The sequence below is a fragment of the Streptomyces sp. NPDC059679 genome, from assembly GCF_042734105.1.
GTDB lineage: Bacteria > Actinomycetota > Actinomycetes > Streptomycetales > Streptomycetaceae > Streptomyces.
This window is the reverse complement of the sequence record NZ_JBHWES010000004.1, coordinates 234840-252677: the sequence shown is the minus strand read 5'-3', so window position 1 is coordinate 252677 and position 17838 is coordinate 234840. Positions and strand designations below refer to the sequence as shown.

General features: G+C 69.4%; 14 protein-coding genes and 1 pseudogene. 5 read left to right on the top strand and 10 right to left on the bottom strand.

Features of this window, described 5'->3' with window-relative positions; translation table 11 throughout:
• Nucleotides 1–25: 25 nt before the first annotated feature.
• The 4 genes from ACFV2X_RS07710 to ACFV2X_RS07695 form a co-directional block, all read right to left on the bottom strand.
• Nucleotides 26–994: a sugar kinase gene (locus ACFV2X_RS07710; RefSeq protein WP_385612754.1), complete on the bottom strand. Its 969-nt coding sequence runs from the start codon at nt 992–994 to the stop codon at nt 26–28.
• Entirely contained in the window at nt 991–1635 is a 645-nt protein-coding gene (locus ACFV2X_RS07705; protein WP_385612752.1) for a bifunctional 4-hydroxy-2-oxoglutarate aldolase/2-dehydro-3-deoxy-phosphogluconate aldolase, read from the bottom strand. Before ACFV2X_RS07705 ends, ACFV2X_RS07710 begins: the two co-directional genes overlap by 4 nt.
• A 459-nt stretch (nt 1636–2094) precedes the next feature.
• The gene (locus tag ACFV2X_RS07700) at nt 2095–3462 is read right to left on the bottom strand and encodes a protein kinase (protein WP_385612750.1); all 1368 of its coding nucleotides are present in this window, start codon (nt 3460–3462) and stop codon (nt 2095–2097) included.
• Nucleotides 3463–3563: 101 nt separating this feature from the next.
• Nucleotides 3564–6989: a protein kinase gene (locus ACFV2X_RS07695; RefSeq protein WP_385612747.1), complete on the bottom strand. Its 3426-nt coding sequence runs from the start codon at nt 6987–6989 to the stop codon at nt 3564–3566.
• Between the two features lie 568 nt (nt 6990–7557).
• Here ACFV2X_RS07695 and ACFV2X_RS07690 point away from each other — a divergent pair.
• The 3 genes and pseudogenes from ACFV2X_RS07690 to ACFV2X_RS07680 all read left to right on the top strand — a co-directional run bounded on the left by ACFV2X_RS07690 (nt 7558) and on the right by ACFV2X_RS07680 (nt 10684).
• A complete protein-coding gene (locus tag ACFV2X_RS07690) occupies nt 7558–9009 on the top strand; it encodes an amidase (RefSeq protein ID WP_385612744.1) in 1452 nt (483 codons plus the stop codon).
• Between the two features lie 62 nt (nt 9010–9071).
• A pseudogene (locus ACFV2X_RS07685) lies at nt 9072–9171 on the top strand (beta-ketoacyl synthase N-terminal-like domain-containing protein); the annotation flags it as partial.
• Nucleotides 9172–9295: 124 nt separating this feature from the next.
• Complete coding sequence (locus ACFV2X_RS07680) at nt 9296–10684, top strand: helix-turn-helix domain-containing protein (protein ID WP_385612742.1); 1389 nt, start codon at nt 9296–9298, stop codon at nt 10682–10684.
• A gap of 79 nt (nt 10685–10763) precedes the next feature.
• Here ACFV2X_RS07680 and ACFV2X_RS07675 read toward each other — a convergent pair whose 3' ends face one another.
• On the bottom strand, nt 10764–10904 hold the full coding sequence (locus tag ACFV2X_RS07675; protein WP_385612739.1) for a hypothetical protein: 141 nt from the start codon (nt 10902–10904) through the stop codon (nt 10764–10766).
• A 553-nt stretch (nt 10905–11457) separates the two neighbouring features.
• Between ACFV2X_RS07675 and ACFV2X_RS07670 the strand changes: the two genes are divergently transcribed.
• Nucleotides 11458–12615: a hypothetical protein gene (locus tag ACFV2X_RS07670; protein ID WP_385612737.1), complete on the top strand. Its 1158-nt coding sequence runs from the start codon at nt 11458–11460 to the stop codon at nt 12613–12615.
• Nucleotides 12616–13094: 479 nt separating this feature from the next.
• Nucleotides 13095–13556, top strand: a complete 462-nt coding sequence (locus tag ACFV2X_RS07665; RefSeq protein ID WP_385612735.1) for a hypothetical protein — start codon at nt 13095–13097, stop codon at nt 13554–13556.
• Here ACFV2X_RS07665 and ACFV2X_RS07660 read toward each other — a convergent pair.
• From ACFV2X_RS07660 to ACFV2X_RS07640, 5 genes are all read right to left on the bottom strand, one after another.
• Nucleotides 13493–14275 (bottom strand): SDR family oxidoreductase, encoded by a 783-nt coding sequence (locus tag ACFV2X_RS07660; RefSeq protein ID WP_385612733.1) that lies wholly within the window; start codon nt 14273–14275, stop codon nt 13493–13495. The genes ACFV2X_RS07665 and ACFV2X_RS07660 overlap by 64 nt on opposite strands.
• 105 nt (nt 14276–14380) lie before the next feature.
• A complete protein-coding gene (locus tag ACFV2X_RS07655; protein WP_385612731.1) occupies nt 14381–15346 on the bottom strand; it encodes a DUF3500 domain-containing protein in 966 nt (321 codons plus the stop codon).
• Between the two features lie 52 nt (nt 15347–15398).
• Complete coding sequence (locus ACFV2X_RS07650; RefSeq protein WP_385612729.1) at nt 15399–15569, bottom strand: hypothetical protein; 171 nt, start codon at nt 15567–15569, stop codon at nt 15399–15401.
• A gap of 119 nt (nt 15570–15688) precedes the next feature.
• A complete protein-coding gene (locus tag ACFV2X_RS07645; protein WP_385612726.1) occupies nt 15689–16750 on the bottom strand; it encodes a Gfo/Idh/MocA family protein in 1062 nt (353 codons plus the stop codon).
• Nucleotides 16747–17751 (bottom strand): aminotransferase class IV, encoded by a 1005-nt coding sequence (locus ACFV2X_RS07640; RefSeq protein ID WP_385612724.1) that lies wholly within the window; start codon nt 17749–17751, stop codon nt 16747–16749. Before ACFV2X_RS07640 ends, ACFV2X_RS07645 begins: the two co-directional genes overlap by 4 nt.
• Nucleotides 17752–17838 lie beyond the last annotated feature (87 nt).

The following is a 17838-nucleotide window of genomic DNA, read 5'->3' as shown; positions in this document are numbered from 1 at the left end:
TGGTGGGTGGTTGGGGGCGGGGCCGTCAGCGGATGGCGCTTCCGGGCGGGGCGTCGAGGAGGGCGAGTTCGTCGCGGTGGGGCAGGCCTTCCCAGTCGCCGCGGGCGGCGACCGCGAACGCGCCGGTGGTGCCCGCGCGTCGCAGGCGGTCGGCCGGCGGCAGACCGTCCAGGAGGCCCGAGACGTATCCGGCGCAGAAGGCGTCCCCGGCGCCCACCGTGTCGAGGACCGGGACGCTGTGGGCGGGCTGGTGGAAGTGACGGCCGTCGGCGCCGTACAGGTTCGCGCCGTCGCCTCCGCGTTTGACGACCACTTCGCGTGCTCCGCCGGCCAGTAGCCGGCTCACCCGGGCAGCTTCGCCCTCCGTGTCGTCGTCACTCACGACCAGGGGTAGTTCGTCGTCCGACGCGATGATCACGTCGACACTGCCGCGGAGCCGACGCAGGGTGTCCGCTGCCTCGTCCCTGCTCCAGAGGCGAGCGCGGTAGTTGATGTCGAGGACCACGGTCCAGCCGTGTGCCCGCGCGTGTTCGACGGCGGTGGTCACCGAGGCGAGGGGGCCGGTGCCGAGGGCGCAGGTGATGCCGGTGACATGCAGCACGCGGGCGCCCGCGGCCAGTGCCGGGGCGAGGTGCTCGGGTCGCTGGCGGGAGGCGGCGGATCCCGATCGCCAGTAGTGCACACGCGTCACGTCGGCCACGAGGCGTTCGCGCAGCAGGGCGCCCGTGGACGCGTCGGGGTCGGTCGTGGCGTGGTGCACGTCGACGCCTTCGCCGCGCAGCGTCCGCAGGATCAGGCGCGCCGGCTCGTCCGCGCCGAGGCGGCCCGCCCAGGACACGCGGTGTCCCAGACGGGCCAGCCCGACGGCGACGTTCGACTCGGCCCCGGCCACCGCGGTACGGGCCGGGGCACCGGTGGCCAGCGGCCCTTCGGACTGGAGGGACAGCATCGTCTCGCCGAAGGTCAGGACATCGGCGGCTGCTCCGGACGTCACGCGGCGGGTTCCTCTCCTTGACACACGGCGCGGAACCGGCGGGCCCGCAGCCGCAGTCCGTCCAGGTCGCCGCCGCGAGCCGCGTCGCCGACCAGCGGCGAGCCGACGCCGATGGCGAGGGCCCCAGCCGCGAAGTACTCCGGCACGGCCTGCGCGTCCACTCCGCCGACCGGCACCACCGGAAGGTCGGGGAAGGGGTCTTTCAGGGCTCGGAGGTAGGCGGGGCCGCCGAGGGAGGCGGGGAAGAGCTTTACCGCGGTGGCGCCGACGGCCATGGCGGCGGCGGCCTCCGTGGGGGTCAGGGCTCCGGCCAGTACGGGCAGGCGCTGTTCCACGGCGGCGGTGACGCCCTCACCCACGACGGGGGTGACCACCCATGCGGCGCCGGCGTCCTGGGCGCGCAGCAAGTCGTCGCGTGTGACGACGGTGCCCGCACCGATGAACGCGTCCTGGCCGGCTGAGCGGGCGGCCTTCGCGATCACACCGCAGGCGTCGTCGGTGTTGAGCGAGACCTCGATGAGGTCGACTCCCTCCTCGACGAGAGTGAGAACGGTATGCAGGGCGGCGTCCGCCGAGCGTCCGCGCACGATGGCGGCGAGCCTGCGACGGCTCAGACGGCCGAGGAAGTCTGCGAGGTCCAAGAGGGGGCTCCGGTGGGGACGTGAAAGAGTCTCTGGAGGAAGGCTGTTACCACCAGTCCGACGATTAAATATTAATTAATAAGGATTGCCAAGGGTGGAGAGTGCTCGAACTGCTCCGGTGACCGAGTCCCTGGCCTCGCACTCGGCGCCGTCCACGGACAAGCCGGGAGCCGTCCTGCGGCTCTCGCCGGGCTGAGGCGTCCACCGGGTTGGGCATGTTGATGAACAACCCGACAGGCGGGGGCCGACGGCCGCGTCGGTCCTGACCTCATGCGGCAGGTGCTGACCTGGTGGTGGCAGCCGAGAAGATTGCGTTATGTGTTCCGGCGCGGCGACCACTGGTATCTGATGATCGCGGAGGGCGGCACCAGGGCCGGCCACGCGGTGAGCATCGCCCGCGGCCCGAGTATCGAGGGGCCGTTCGACGGAGCCCCGCACAACCCCTGCCGCTGTCAGGGCTCACCGCCCCGCCCGCTCCAGCGCCCCGCGCAGCTCCGCCGCGCTCGCGCAGCCGATCTCGGGGTGCTCCCGCAGCGCCGTGTCGATGACCTCCGCGAGGCGTCGCGGGATGGCCGGGTCGCGGCGGCGGATCGGGATCGCCGGCTCCTGCAGGACCACCTGCCAGGGGTCCTTGGCGCGCGGGAACTCGCGCGGGGGCCTTCCGGTCAGCGTGTGGTAGAGGCAGGCGGCGAATGCCCAGACGTCCACGGCGGGGGTGGCCTTGCGGAAGTCGATGACCTGTTGGCGCGGCATGAACATCGGTTTGCCCGCCGTGGTGCCGGTGCGTGTCAGCCCGCTCAGACCCGCCTGGTCAAAGGCCTTTCCGATGCCGAAGTCCGCGATCTTCGCCGTCGTCGAGCCGTCGGTCTCCCGGTGCAGCAGGATGTTGGAGGGGCTCAGGTCGCGGTGGACGACGCCCTGCCCGTGCGCGTGTTCCAGGCCCTTGAGCGCCTGCACCGCGATGGGCACCGCTTCCTCGACCGGGAGTCGCCCGCCGCGTTGGGCGACGAGCCGGTCCAGGCTGCCGCCGGTGCAGAACTCGGTTGTCAGATAGAAGGTTCCGTTCGCGAAACCCGCGTCGTGCAGCGCGACGACGTGCGGATGCCTCATCGCCCGGGTGAGCGCCACCTCCCGCAGGAACCGGGCGCGCGCCGTCTCGCTCGCCGCCACCTTCGGCAGCATCACCTTCAGCGCCACCTCGACGCCGGTGGCCTCGTGCCGGGCCAGGTACACCGCGCCCATGCCGCCACGACCGAGCTCCCGGATCACCGAGTAGCCGCGGATGGCCTTGAGGTCGGCGCGGCCGCCGTGCGCCAGCTCGAGCAGCAGCTTGAGCACGGCGTCGGGCCGGGCCTGACAGGCGGCGCACAACAACTCGCCGGGGCGGCCGCCCGCCTCGTCGTCCAGCTCGCGCTCGCACTTGGCGCAGCGCGCGAGCCTCAGCGTGGCGACCTGCGGCCGCGTGATGTCGACGCGGAACACAGTGTCACCGAGGCGGATCCGGTCGCCGTCCTTGAGGTCGTGCTCGGGGTAGGAATCCGCGGCGGCCTCCTCGGGGGTGAGGCCGCGGCGCCGCTGGCCGATCTTCTCGCCGTTGACGTACGTGCCGTTGAGGCTGCCGAAGTCGCGGATGCGGATGTCCGGCGGGTTGATGTCGAGCAGGCAGTGGTGGCGGGAGACGGTCTTGTGGTCGGAGTCGTCGGGCAGTTGCGGCGAACAGTCGGTGGAGCGGCCGAGGACGCAGGTGGTGCGCTCCTCGAAGACGTACGCGCCGGGCTTCACCCGGCCCTCGACGAGGGTGAGCGTGACGGTGGCCGAGGGCGTCACAGAGGATCGTCTCCTTGTGTGTGAGGGGAGGGCTTCGGGGGACGAGACGGTGAACGTGAGCGTGCCGTCCGCGGCGTCGGACGGTACGCATCCCGCTCCGCTCAGTCGGCCGCCAGCTCCCAGTCGAGGTCCCAGAGCCGGATGCCGTCGTCTCCCGCCGAGACCAAATTGCGCAGGTCGGGGGTGAGTTCGAGGTGCCGGATGCGTTGTTGGTGTCCTTCGAACACGTGCAGGCATCGGCCGGTGGCGACCTCCCACATCCGTACCGATCTGTCGTGGCCGGCCGAGAAGGCGAACCGGGCGTCGGGTGTGAACCGCACGGCGGAGACCCAGCCCTCGTGCCCCGCGAACTCGCGTACGGAGCGCCCGGAACCGGCGTCCCACAGCCGGATCGGTTCGTCCTCGGCGCCCGAGGACATGATCTGGTGTGTGGACATGGCCAGGCGGCCGTCGGCGCTCAGGCACGCCGACAGGATCGGTTCCCGGGGGCCGGTCCAGGTCCGCAGGCAGGCTCCGGTGTCGAGATCCCGCAGCCGGACCACACCGTTGCTGTCGCCGACCGCCGCGAGCCGCCCGTCCGCGGACGTGGAGATCACGTTGACCGGGCCGTTCCCGCTGATCGTCGCGGTGCAGCGGTCGTCGTCCAGGTCCCATCGGCGCAGGACACCGTCGCCGCCGCCGAGCCAGGCGTACCTTCCGTCGCCGGCGAACGTGATGGTCCTCCTCATGTCCCAGTCCGGAGTCAGCCGACGGCACTCGCCGTCCGCCAGTCGCCGCCGAATGATCGCGAGCGGCTTGGTGCCCTGGCACAGGACGTACTGGCCGTCGTCGCTCAACGCCACCCCGCCCACCCTGCCCGGGTGATCGTCGAGGACGTGCGTGCACGCGCCGCTGTCCAGATCCCAGATCCGTACGGTGCCGTCGCTCTGCCCGCTGACGGCGAGCCGGACATCCGCGGCGACACCGATCGCCGTGATGGCGCCGAAGGAGAGGTGGCCGGCGTCCAGTGGCCGCGACCAGGCGGAGCGCAGCCGTATGCGGCGCGCCGAGCGGCCCAGTTCGTGCCAGGCGGCCAGGACCTGGGGCGCGCGCTCGTATCCCGGTATCTCCCGTGCGCGGGTCAGCAGGCCGAGGGCTGACCGGTGCCGGCCGTTCGACATCGCCTGGCGTGCGTCGGCGAGCAGTTCCTCGGCCAGTTCGCCGAGCCGGTTGACCTCCGCGTACTCGCGCGGCTTGATCACGTGCGGCTCGGCGGCGTATTCGGTATCGGGCAACCGCCAGCTATGCATGGGGAGTTCGGGATGCCCGCCGACGGAAGCGCCGAACCGGTCGTCGCGGTCCGGAAATCCGACGTGGTGCATTCCGTACGCGTGGGCGGTGAAGGTCCGCAGACACCGGCCGCTGCTCAGCTCCCAGATCTGAACAGTGTGGTCGCCGGTCGTTCCGGACAGCAGCAGCCGCCCACTGTCGCCGAAGGCCAGGTGACCGGCCGCGGCGGTCAGCCCCGTCAACGTGCGCAACATACGGACCCGCCGGCCGTCCCCCACATCCCACAACCGGATCACCCGGTCCTCGCCGGCCACCGCGACCATCCGCCCGTCGGGACTGAAGCACAGCGCATGCGTCTCCGAGTCAGCGGGCAGCACCCGGCACCGGCCATCGGCCACGCTCCACAGCCGCGCCCCGTCCTCCTCGGCGGTGAGCACATGGTGCCCGTCGGCGCTCACCTCGTACGGCGAGCCGTCCAGGTAGTTGTCCCTGAACGCTGCCCCGAGCGACCACCGGCAGATCCCGGTCCGCGGTTCCCAGACCTGAACGCGCCCGTCCACACCCTGCCACACACCGATGCGCCCGTCGGCACTCAACCTGACCGGGCACCCCGTGGCGCGTGCGGCGGAGCGGATGACGCGGGTACACCTGCCCGCCCTGAGATCCCAGAACTGCACCGTGCCGTCGCGGCTCGTGGACAGTGCGTACGAGCCGTCAGGGGTGAGGTCGACGCCGAGCACCTGCGTACCGTGGCCCCTGACTGCCAGCCGCTGTGCGCAGGACGCTGTGTCCCACAGCCGTAGCACGCCGTCCCAGTGGCCGCTCAGCGCGAGGCGTGCGTCGGGAGTGAACCGGATCGGCAGGTAGCCCATCACCTCGTGCCGGGCGAGCAGTTTCACCGGCGCGAACGGCACCGCGAACGGCTCGCGAAACTCCCGGGTGCTGGTGTGGCGGGCATCGGCCACGGTTCCGGAGGCCGCCACCCGCAGCGCCGCCCGTACGTCGGTGTCGTCGGGCCGTTCGCACGCGAGGGCGTCGAGCAGGTCGCGTGCCGCCGCGAGGTCGCCGCGTTCGAGGTGGACCCGGGCCAGAAACAGCCGCACCTGCCAGGAGGACGCGCCGGACCCACGTGGGATCGCCTCCAATTGGGCGACGAGTTCCCCATCGGTGATCGCCCCCGTACGCCACCGGAACAGGCCACCGTTGTACACGGCCCCGACGTGGTGCGGGTCGACCGCGAGCGCCTGGTCGAAGGCATGTTCGGCGTCGGCGGCCCGGTCCAGGTCGAGGAGCGACAGGCCACGGTTGTTGAGCTCGTCGGCGCGCAGATCGGCGGCCTGCGACGTGGGACGCGGATACGCCGAGCCGGTCACCTGCTCGTAGATTCCGGTCAGTACATCCGCGATGTCCGCCATCGAGGCCGGCCGGTGGGCCGGGTGCTGCCGCAGGCAGCGCCGGAGCAGGTGGGCGACTTCCGGCGGCGCCGCGACCGGATTCGAGGGGTCGGCCAGGTATTCCTCCAGTGCGAGACCCGCGACCGAACCAGCCGCCCAATGCACACCGCCGGTGAACATCTCCAGGACCGAGACCGCGAAACTGTAGACATCGCTGCGCCGCCCGACGGGCTCGCCCGCGAGCTGCTCCGGGGACGCGTAGCCGACGGTCATGCCGCCGAATGGCACCAACACGCTGACGCCCGGCGCCATTTGGAGGTCAGCCGGGGCCGTGGTGGCCTTGGACCGGGCGAGACCGAAGTCGGTGATCTTCGCGGCGCCCGTACCGTCGAGCAGAATGTTGGCCGGCTTCACGTCCTGGTGCACCAGGTCTCTGCCATGGGCGTGCTCGAGTCCACGGGCCGCTTGGACTGCCGTGTCGAGAACACGGGCGAGGGCCTGCCGCGCGTCCCCGGCGTGGAGACGCCCGTCGCCGATCCACTCGGCCAGGCTGCCGCCGTCGACGTACTCGGCGAACACGCGGGGGACACCGTCTATCACCCGCACGTAATGGCAGGCGCAGACGTTCGGATGGAGCCCGAGGGACACCCACGCCTCGGCCTCCCTGACGAACAGCTCCTGATCGCCGGGGCTCCGGAACAGCTCGGGCCGTGAACTCTTCACCGCCATGTCGATGCCCCAGGCGAGATGCCGTACCCGGTGCACGACGCCCATCCCGCCCCGGCCAAGCTCGCCGATCACCCGGTACCGGCCGTCGATGATCTCGCCGGTCACCCAAGCGGCCGGCGACGTAGGTGCGTTCACTGCGATTCCTCATCGTGATTGCGGCAGAAGTCGCCGTCCTGGAAGGCCCGGACGCAGAAGGCCCCGTTGTCAGATTTCGACGAGGGTCAGTATGTGACGTCGTCGTTCCTGGTGTCGATGTTTCAGGCTCACCGCGGGGGTGCGGGAGCGCGCCGTTCAGTCCTTCGCCGAGATACCCACCTGCGGGGAGGTCTGATGGATGTCATTATTGCCGCACGGTGGTTGACTGGGGGGCTTTGCGATGGCCCGCGTATGGGCATGATCAGTGATCGTGGGTCTGCGACTGCTCTGCCTGGTGTTCTGCCGACTGCTGGGCTGCCTGCTCCTGATGGGCCGGTCGACCGCCGCGTACACCGAGATCGTTGTACTTCGTCATGAGTCGCTGTGCTTCGCCGGCAGATCGGGCCGCTGCCATCTCCGTAGGTGCGCCAGGCCGCCGCGCGTCGCCATGGCCGGCGGTCGGGCGAATTTTCTGTGGCCAGAGAGCAACATGATGAGTTGAGACATCTATCCCGTTGTACGAATCGGCATTTTATGACCTCTTCCAGAGGTCAGTACGGTCGGATTCATGGACTGGAACTTTCAGACGGCCGAAAAACTCGCGGCCGCCTTGCGTGCCGGTGAAGTGACATCGGTGGAGCTGACCGACGAGGCAATCGCCCGTATCGAGCGGGACGACAAGGTGATCAACGCGATCTGCGTGCCGGACTTCGACCGTGCGCGGGCCGCCGCGCACCATGCCGACCAGGCGCGTGCCCGCGGCGAGGATCGGCCGCTGCTCGGTATTCCGGTGACGGTCAAAGAGTCCTACAACATCGCCGGGCTGCCCACGACCTGGGGCATGCCGATGTACCGCGACTTTGTGCCGGCCGAGGACGCGGTACAGGTGTCGCGGCTCCGGGCCGCCGGCGCGGTGGTGCTCGGTAAGACCAATGTGCCTTTGGGGCTGCAAGATCTGCAGAGCTTCAACGAGATCTATGGCACCACCAACAACCCGTGGGATCACGCTCGCACGTCGGGCGGCTCCTCCGGCGGATCGGCGGCGGCCCTGGCGGCTGGATTCGGCGCGTTGTCCATCGGCTCCGACATCGGCGGTTCGTTGCGCACCCCCGCGCATTTCTGCGGTGTCTACGCGCACAAGCCGACACTCGGGCTGGTGGCGAACCGCGGCATGGTCCCGCCGACCACGCCGGCATTGCCGGTCGACCTCGACCTCGCCGTCGTCGGCCCGATGGCGCGTACCGCCCGCGACCTCACGCTCCTGCTCGACGTCATGGCCGGACCGGACCCGCTGACGCTGGGCGTGGCGCACGACTTGACGCTGCCGCCCGCGCGCCACGAGCGGCTCGGCGACTTCCGGGTCCTGGTCCTCGACGAGCATCCGCTCATTCCGACCGGGTCCGCTGTGCGGGCGGGCGTGAACCGGGTGGCCGATGCACTTGTCGACGGCGGCGCCCGCGTCGAACGGCACACTCCGCTGCTGCCCGACCTGGCCGAAGCCGCTACGCTCTACACGCAGTTGCTGTTCTCGGGCTCCGTCGCGCGTTTTCCCGTCGAAGCGTACGAGCAGCTGCGGACCCGCGCCGCCGGACTGAGCGCGGACGACCAGAGCCTCGACGCGGCGCGGCTGCGCGGGATGGTGTTCAGCCACCGCGACTGGATCGAGGCCAACAACCATCGCGAGCTCCACCGTCACGGCTGGCGGCAGCTCTTCGCCGAGTTCGACGCCGTGGTGTGCCCGATCACGCCGACTCCCGCGTTCCCGCACGACCACAACCCCGATCTGTTGGAACGCCGGATCGACATCGACGGCGTCGAGTACCCCTACTTCGACCAGCTCGTCTGGGCTGGTCTGGCCACCATGCCCGGCCTGCCCGCCACCGCCATACCAGCGGGTCGGCCCTCCGAGGGCCTGCCGGTGGGAGTGCAGCTCATCGGTCCGATGTTCGAGGACCGCACCCCGCTACGGCTGGCCGACCTGCTCGAGCAGAGGATCGGCGGCTTCCACGCACCGAAGTAGGGCGTACTACAGGGTGTCCGTCGAGGATGAGGTGCGGATGACGAGCGAGGCTGGGGCCCTTCAACCGGCTGTGCGCCTCCGGCCTCGAGGCGGTCATCCAGGCGGCCCGCGCCATCGCCGCCGGGGACGCCCACATCGCCTTAGCCGGTGGTGTGGAGTCGATAGCAACGTCATCACCATGCCGCCCCGATGAGCTTGCGCGGACGAACGAGTCTCGGGTGGATCGTCGCAAGGGTCCGCAGGTCACAGACCATGGAGCGAGGTTTTCGCATCTATAGTTGACCGCATGGGTAAACTTGACTCTCTAGTCAAGCCCTGTCAATACGGTCGTGGAGTAAATATGAACGTCTCGCATGACGTGGGTGCACGCATACGACGACTACGCCGGGCCGCTGGCTTGTCCCAGGCCGATCTGGCTGGGGATGGTTTGTCGCCGAGCTACATCTCTTTGCTTGAGGCGGGAAAGCGCACGCCGTCGGTGGAGGTTCTGGCCGCGCTGGCGAAACGGCTCGGCTGTGACGCGTCCGAATTGACGGGTGCCACGGTGGAGGCCTCCGTCAATGAACTGCAGGTCGAGCTCAACTATGCCGAGATGGCCCTGAACAACGGTGACCCCCAGGCGGCGCTGGAGGCGTACCAATCCGTTCAGGGTTCGGTGACGGCCGACTCCCAGCCCGAGATCTGGTACAAGGCGGAGCACGGCATAGCCCGTGCCCTCGAGCACGCGGGGCGACTCGAAGAGGCCGTGACCCGGCTGGAGGCGCTGCGCTCGCACTCCGTGCGGCGGCCGGACCTGGTGTCGCGGCTCAGCCTGGTGATCGCTCTGTGCCGGTGCTACCGGGAGCTGGGAGATCTCTCGCACGCCATCGAACTGGCCGAGTCCACGCTGCGGGAACTGGAGGAGCTCCAGCTCGCGCCGACCGTGATCGGCGTCGAGCTGCTGTCCACGCTCGTCGGGGTCTACATGGAGCGTGGCGATCTGAACCGCGCCCGTTACCTGGCCACCAAGGCGATCGACCAGGCCGATACGATCACGGACTCCCGGGCTCTGGGCGCCGCGTACTGGAACGCCAGCGTGGTCATGCACCGCAATGGCCAGACCGCCGACGCGCTGGTGCTGATCGAAAAGGCCCTGGCCATTTACGCCGAGGGCGAGGACGAGCGGGCGCTCGCCCGGCTGCGCAACGCCTATGCCATGGTGCTGCTGCAGTCGGAGACACCGCAGCCGGAGACCGCGCGCCAGGTGCTCGAACAGAGCCTGGCGACCCTGCGCGACGTCGGCAGCAGTGTGGATGTCGCGTACTGCCTCTCGGCGCTGGCCCATGCCGAGCTCCGCCTGGGGAACGCGCCCGAGGCCATCCAGCACGCGGAACGGGCACTGTCCCTCCTGGGATCCGACCACCGTCTGCAGAGCGCGCGAAACCACCTGGTCCTGGCAGCCGCCCGGCTGGCACAGGGCGAGCGAGCGGCCGCCCAGGAGTCATACGAACGGGGCGCCCTGATGCTCGAGGCATCGGAGGCCAGCCGGCAGGCCTCCTTCGCCTGGGCCGAACTGGCCGAGATTCTCCAGCTGTGCGGCGATGACGAGCGCGCCGTGTGGGCGTACCGGCAGAGCCTGCGATGCATGGGGCACCGGGAGACCTTCACGGGACAGTCGGTGGCGTCGAGCACCTGACGCGGACGCCGAAAGGCGTCACATGCTGTGGGGGGCCGGCTTTCTCCAGTCGGCCCCCCACAGCCGTCCGGTGAGCCTGTCAGCAGCAGACAGGGATGTCGGGGTCGTTGTTGAGCATCGAGAGGACCTCTCGGGCAACGGTGGGGATGCCGAAGGTCGCCTGGGCGGCCGCCGTGTCCACCCGAGGGATCACCCCGGCCTTCGTCTGTGTCGCCGTCACCTGCAGGCTCAGTCCGCATATCAGCAGTGCGGCGACTAACGAAATCCGCTTCGGACGCGAGTGCGTCATTTTTCTGTCCTCTCCTGGGCACTTCAACGGGGGGTGGAGGAGTGCGAATAAAACAAGCCGTTATGTGCTTTGTGGCCGCCTTACCGCACGGTCAGGAATGTTGACACGCCTTGACTGGGCCAGTCAACATGCGACCACGGTCAGAGATTCACCCAGGAAAGGGGTGAATGCGCCTTTTGGTGCTGGACTTTTTAGGGCGATAACAAATTGTTTGTCCGCATATCGCATGACTGGCACCCTGCCCCAAAATTTAGTGACTCTTATAGTGACTCCCCATGATCGAATTTATGACAACGGTAAAGTTTGGTTTGACAGGTGATGCGAGGTACGAGGGGGAGGGGCCCGAGTGGGTAGTGGCATCGCAGAGTCCCGGGCAGATGGACCCGGGGCCGATGCGGCGCTGACATGCGCGGAGAGTCTGGTGCGGGCCGGTTATCGCAGACGGCCGCCGCGACCTCTGTTCGCGGGCGAGGGAAGATCCACGTTGTTCACCTCCGTCGCGGACGTGGAGTGGAGAAGATCACTGGCGAGCTCCTCGAGACCGGACGCGGGGGGTGCCGTGGTGTTGCAGTGGATCCTCAACACCAGTCGGCTGGCAGCTCTCCCGCCGGCCTCCCCGCCCAGCGCCGGACGCACGGTCGGGGCCGTCTGGGTCGGTGCGCGCCCGTACGCGGCGGCCCTGCGGGACGTCATGGAGGCACTGGGCCGGTCCGGTACGGAGATTGGGGAACTCACCTTCCTGCTCTCCGCGGAGCCCGAGGACGCGACGCGGGTGCGGCGGGGCCTGCTGGCCCTCGAAGTCGCCTGGGACAGGGTCGTGCACAGTGACCGTCTTCCCGGGGCCCCGTCGAGAATGGACCCGGCGCTGGGGCCGTGCCTGACGCTGCGGCGGCCTTCGGGGGCACCTTTATTCGCCCACTGTGGCCCCGGATGCGTCTGCGGCTGCCACGCCTCCGTCGCCCACATCCAGTTCGTCGAGCGCCGGGCCAAGGCCGGGCGGCTGACCGCCGCGCGACAGCCTCTCTTCGAGATGGTGGCCTCCGAGCACGGGCTCACGCGCCCCGACGGCACCGGCCCGTCGGCGCCAGGGGGCGGCGTGTCCTCGCTACTGGCACGGCTGGCGGCCGACATCTCGGCGGTGACGGCCGACGCGCCGACGGAACCCGGCCCCAGCTCCGTCTTTCTCGCCGATGTGTCGAGTGCGGCCGTCCTGCTGCTCGGAGAGGGGATCGCCCCCGGTCCCCGGGGCCGCCACCACGTCCTTCGCAGGCTCATCCGGACGATCGGCGGCGAGTTGGCCGTCCACGGCATCCCGGTACCCCTGCTGTCCCAGGTCATCGACGTTGCCGACGCCACGTACCGGATACCGGCCGGGTTCTCCCCGCTGTCCGTGCGCTCGCGGGGACACGTCAGGGACGAATGCGCGGCGTTCGAACGGGTCGTGAACCGGGGCCGCGAGTACGTCATGAGTTCGGGTCTGCTGTCCGGCGGGCCGAACGAACTGGCGCGGAACCTGGTCCGAATCCGTGCGGAGCTGGGGGTGCCGCTGGGGCTCTCCCTGCGCTGGTGCCGTGAGGCGGGCGTGGAGCCGCCGCTGGCGTCCGTGGCGTTCGAGGATCTGCGGACGCGGGGAGACGGATGAACTTGACTGCGATTATGACTGACTTGACAACTCAGCTTTATGTGAAGGCTCGTCAATTTCTGAGGTTCCAGCGGTACGTCGGAACGAGCGGTGGCTGGAAGCGGGCAGAGAGGAATGAACATGCCAGCCGAATACGGTCCCCTCGGTGTCCGCCGCCTTCGACGGGGTGCACTCGTAGCCTCGCTTCAACCCCGGCGCCTCCCGCGCGTCGATGAAGGTGTTCTCGAACAACCACAACGGCAGGCTGGGCAACATCGACGCTCGCGCGCGCGGCGCCGACCGGCCGGTCTTCCTCAACGACAGGGGCCACGTCACCGAGTCGTGCGGCTCCTGCATCCCCCCTCGTGAGCGGGACACCGTCCGCGCCGTCACGTGCTCTCCCCATCCCCAGGGCCCGGAACGCCGTTGCCGCGTTCCGGGGCCGCTGTTCGTTCGTGTGCCGTCCTGCTGTCTCAGCCGGGTCCCCAGGCGGCGAACGCGTGCCCCTCGCCGTCGCGGCGGTCCATCAGGGACAGGAGCAGGTCCGCGGCCATCTCGGCGGCAGCGGTCCACGGCAGGAGCTCGCCCAGGCCGGTCCCGGCCTCCTCGATGACGGTTCCTGCATCGCCCGCATCGGCTACGGCGTCCTGCGCTCCCGCAGTATCGATGGCCTCCACCAGGAGGTCTACGCCCTGCTCACCGCTTACCAAGCTCTGATCCGCGCCTGCGACGACGCCCTGACCGGACGGCCGGAAATACCCATGGAACGGATCAGTTTCAGCGTCCTGCCGGCCGCCGCAACCGACACCGTCACCACCGGCCAAGGAATCTTCCCCCGCACCCCCATCGACCTGGTCGGCACGATCGGCCACGCTGCCCGGACCGCGACCCGGCGGCATCAGACCACGGGCGAGGCGCCGCCGTCCATATTGATCGCCGTCCCGGCCGTGAAGCCCGCATGATCCGAGCACAGGAAGCAGGCCATGGCGGCGAACTCCTCGGCCTTGCCCATGCGGCCGACCGGGATATTGGCGCCGGCCTTGGCAACATAGTCCTCGAATGAAACGTTCGTGCCCTCGGCCCTGTAACGACGCGCGATCTGATCCGATACGATCCGGCCGACAAGCATGCCGTTGACCAGGATGCCGTGCGGGGCGCCCTCACCGGCGAGGACCTTCATCAGCGCCATGCCGGCCGCACGCGACACCACCGTGGGGGCACCATTGGCCTGCGGTGTCTTGGCCCCGGTGTTGAGCACGTTGATGATCCGGCCCCAGTTGCGTTGCTTCATGCCCGGCCAGACAAGCCGGGTAAGGCGGATCGCCGCGAAAAGCTTCAGATCCAGGTCTTCCTGCCAGATGTCATCGGTAATCTGGTCCGACGGCATGGACCGGGTCTGGCCGGCATTGTTGATCAGGATATCGACCTTCCCGAACGCGCCGACGACCGCGTCATAGGCTTTCTGGATGTCGGCGGCCTTGGAAACGTCGCAGCTGAAGGTTTCGACCCGTCCCTGGGCACCGGCCGAGGCAACAGCCTTGGCTTCGGCCAGCGAATCGGGATTGCGGGCCAGGATCGCCACATTGGCGCCGGAGGCGGCAAATTCCTTGGCCATCGCGAGCCCAAGGCCCTTGCTGGCACCTGTGATGATGGCGCTGCGGCCGTCCAGACGGACTTCCATCGGTTTCCTCTCGTGCTGTGGTGACGTGTGTGGGGGAGGGCACGCCAGGCCGAACCGGCCTGGGTGCGCGGGGCCCTTGACCGTCCGTAACCAACAGGTCCGTCGTCAACCGTTCTGGGCCACTCCAAGGGCGACAGTGTGCCGTGACGCGTCGCAGTGGGCGGCAAGGAGGTCGTCGCCGAAGTCACCCGAATGGCGACGCCAGACGGTGTGGATGTGGTTGGCCTCGTTGAATGTGTTGTCGTACTCGATGAGCAGTTCCGGGCCCTGGACGCGGTAGTAGTGGCCTTCGCCGCGACGCGGCGAGCCCTCCCACGAGAAGTGCAGGCGTTCCCGGTCGATCTGCGCGAACTCCTTGTCGGCGAGCTCGTGCCTGAGCCGGTCGAGGTAGAAGCGGACGATGTCGACCAGTAGCTCGCCGGCGGGCTTGTCGAGTTGCGCCGGTGTCACGCCGACCGGTTCTGATGGGTTGATGCGGGGGGAGTTGCTGCTGCGGATGTCGTGTGGCGTGAGGTCCGACACGACGGCGAGGCGGCGGGCGGTCGGGCCCATGCGGTCGAGGAGTTCGCGGGCGAGTTCTTCTTCGAGCTGCAACGGTTGGCCGACGACGCGGCCGCGGTAGGTGACGCGGGCCGGGTTCGCACCGAGGAAGAACGGTGTCGCCGAGACGCGGCCGTCTGCGACGACGACGTTCACCGACAGGTGGTGGCCTTCGATTCGCCATCCCCACGGTTCGTCGCCGTCCGGGGTGCCGAAGAGGATTGTCCAGTAGTCGCCGCTGTGACGGTCGCGGTGCCCGCCCTCTCGGTGGTCGAGGACGTCTTCCAGCGCCATGACCGCCGCGGCCTGCGTGTAGGTGTGAGGGCTGAGCACTGTCGCGAGCATGCCGTGCACCGCCTTGCGCTGGTCTCGCCGGAGATCGCCGAGCACCAGGCCAGGTCGTGTGCCGGGTGCATACCCCCAGCGGTGCCTGAGATCGTCGTCGGTGACCGCGCGAATCGCGTGTTCGCGTTGGTCAGCGTCCAGCAAACCAATGAACCGGCGCGTGGCGCCGGTGATGTCGTGCAGCATGTTTCGAACTCCCATCCACTCGCTTCCAGAAACTGCTTGACGCCCCTCGGCCTCACCTGTCGCACCAGGGCTGGTGAAGCCGAGGCTCGGCGGTCTTGATGCGGGCCGCGCATAGGTGCGGATCGAGGCCGAAGAGTCGGGCTTGGGCCAGGCGTACGAGCAGCACCGGATGCGCCCCGCGCCGGTACAGGGCGGCCACGTCGCCCCGCAGTAGTTCGTCCACCTCTTCCGCGGACAGCGGGCGGCGGGTGAGTTTCGGTCGTGGATCCGTGCGCAGGGCCTCCCCGGCGACGGTCCGGGCCTCCTCGATCCGGCTCGCGGTGGCCGCGCCGACCAGGACGTTCAGCTCCCCAGGGCTGACAGGACGGGTGCCGCCACCTCGTGCCGGGCCACACGATAGATGTCCTGGAGCAGGATCAGGGTGTCCAGCCCGGCCCGGTCGTCGGCGATCATCTTGTGCCCGTCCCGCACGGCCGCCGCGAAATCCGCGATCTGCCGGCGGTGGGAGATGCCGTAGTAGCCGATCCCCGGCGGAGCCTGCTCCACCTCCGCTGAGGCGAGCTCTGCCGCCGCCGCGCGCAGCTCCTCGTTGCCTTCCGCCACGTGCAGGGTCCCGGGGTGGTCGAGGTCGAACAGGACCGACCCTCCGGTGCCGATGATCTCGACGCGGGTGCGCCAGGTGATGCTGCTGGCCACGGTGACCTGGTAGGTCACGAGCGCGCCCCGCGGGCCGCGCAGCAGAGCCGCGAGGGTGTCCTCGGTTTCCATGCCGCCCCGCGGCGCGGTGTGCCCGGCGGCCGCGCCGACCACCGCGAGCCCGCCGGTCAGCCAGCGGGTCACGTCGAGCGCGTGGTAGCCCTGGTTGACCAGGGCCGAGCCGCCCTCACCCGTGTAGGTGCCGCGCCAGTCACTGCCCGCGTAGTACGCGTCGTCGCGGCCGCACTGCAGGCTGACCACACCCGAGACGAGGCTGCCCAGCAGGCCGGCCCCGATCCAGTCCCGGACGGCGGTGACGACGCGGTCATAGCGGTGCTGGGAGACGACCGACAGCACCCGTCCGGCGCGCTCGGCGAGGGACGTCAGGGCCGCGCCGTCCTCGACGCTGAGGGCGAGCGGCTTCTCCACGAGCACGTGCTTGCCCGCTTCGAGCGCAGCCGCGACCAGCCCGTGGTGCGTGGCGTGCCCGGTCGCGACGGAGACGCTGTCCACCTCCGGGTCGGCCAGCACCTCGTGCACGTCCGTCGTGACGCGCGGCAGGCCATGCGCACGAGCCAGCGACTCCGCGGTCGTGAGATCGCGGTCGCAGGCCCAGCGCACCTCCACCTCGGGCAGGACGGAGAAGCCGTCGACATGGTTGGGGGCGACACGGCCGCAGCCCACGACGGCATGGACGAGACGCTTCACTTCGAACTCCCGGCATCGCTCGAACCAGTGGGGGAGAGGAACGACGGCGCGTCAGGAGCTCGGTCGAGGTGCACCGGGGTCAGCCATTCGTCGTGCTTGCCGGTCACGGCTCGCACGGTGTCGTGGTAGCAGGCCTCGATCGCCTGCGTGATCTCACCCGAGGTCTTGCCGTCGCCGATCGGGAAGCCGTCCACCTCGACGGCGGGCAGCACCTCGGCCGAGGTGCCCATGAGGAAGATCTCGTCGGCGAGGTACAGCTCGGTGCGCTCCACCGGCCTGGTCTCCACGTCGAGGCCGAGCTCCTCCTGGGCCAGCTGGATGAGCGTGCGCCGGGTGATGCTGTCCAGCACACCGTCGGACAGGGCCGGGGTGACCAGCCGGCCGCGTTTGACCAGGGCGATGCACGACCCCGACGACTCGGTGACGTGGCCGTTGGTGTTGAGGAAGAGCGGCCAGTCGGCCCCGCGTGCTCTGGCGTCGATGTTGCCCAGTCGGCCGTTGTGGTAGTTGGAGAACACCTTCATCGACGCCGGTGAGGCACCGTGGTTGAACCGCGGCCACGAGCTGACCGCGAGTGTGCAGGTGCGACCCTGGCCCAGCTTGCTCTCGAACTCCCAGGTCTCGATGGCGATCTCGGCCGGGGTGCCGCGCGGCACCATCTGTTGGCGATGCGTTCCGGCGGCGAAGCCCCACGGGCGGATGTGCAGGTCCTTGCCCGTGGTTTGCCAGGACGTGAGGAGTTCGACCGTCGCGGTGACGAGCGCGTCCGCGTCGAACTCGGGCTCCATCCAGCTCATCCGCAGCGATTCGAGCAGGCGTTGCATGTGGTCGCGCAACCGGAAGCCGTGGAGGGTCTCCCGCGTGCTGCTCCAGTACGAGTGCACGCCTTCGAACGCGGCTGAGACCGAGGCGTGGCCCACTGAGCTGATGTGGACGGTGGCCTCCTCCCACGGCATGAGGACGCCGTTGCGCCAGATCAGCCGCCCGTAGCCAGCAGACATGAATGTTCCTTTCCGGAAAGGATGGGACGGAGAACGGGGATGTCGATGCGCGCAAAGCCGTATTGGCCGGCAGGGTCAGCTGTCGGG

Bases quoted from the DNA above. Each gene is read 5' to 3' on its own strand.
- ACFV2X_RS07690 (WP_385612744.1), top strand. From the start codon at position 7,558: ATGGACTGGAACTTTCAGACGGCCGAAAAACTCGCGGCCGCCTTGCGT.
- ACFV2X_RS07655 (WP_385612731.1), bottom strand. From the start codon at position 15,346: ATGCTGCACGACATCACCGGCGCCACGCGCCGGTTCATTGGTTTGCTG.
- ACFV2X_RS07680 (WP_385612742.1), top strand. From the start codon at position 9,296: ATGGGTAAACTTGACTCTCTAGTCAAGCCCTGTCAATACGGTCGTGGA.
- ACFV2X_RS07640 (WP_385612724.1), bottom strand. From the start codon at position 17,751: ATGTCTGCTGGCTACGGGCGGCTGATCTGGCGCAACGGCGTCCTCATG.
- ACFV2X_RS07660 (WP_385612733.1), bottom strand. From the start codon at position 14,275: ATGGAAGTCCGTCTGGACGGCCGCAGCGCCATCATCACAGGTGCCAGC.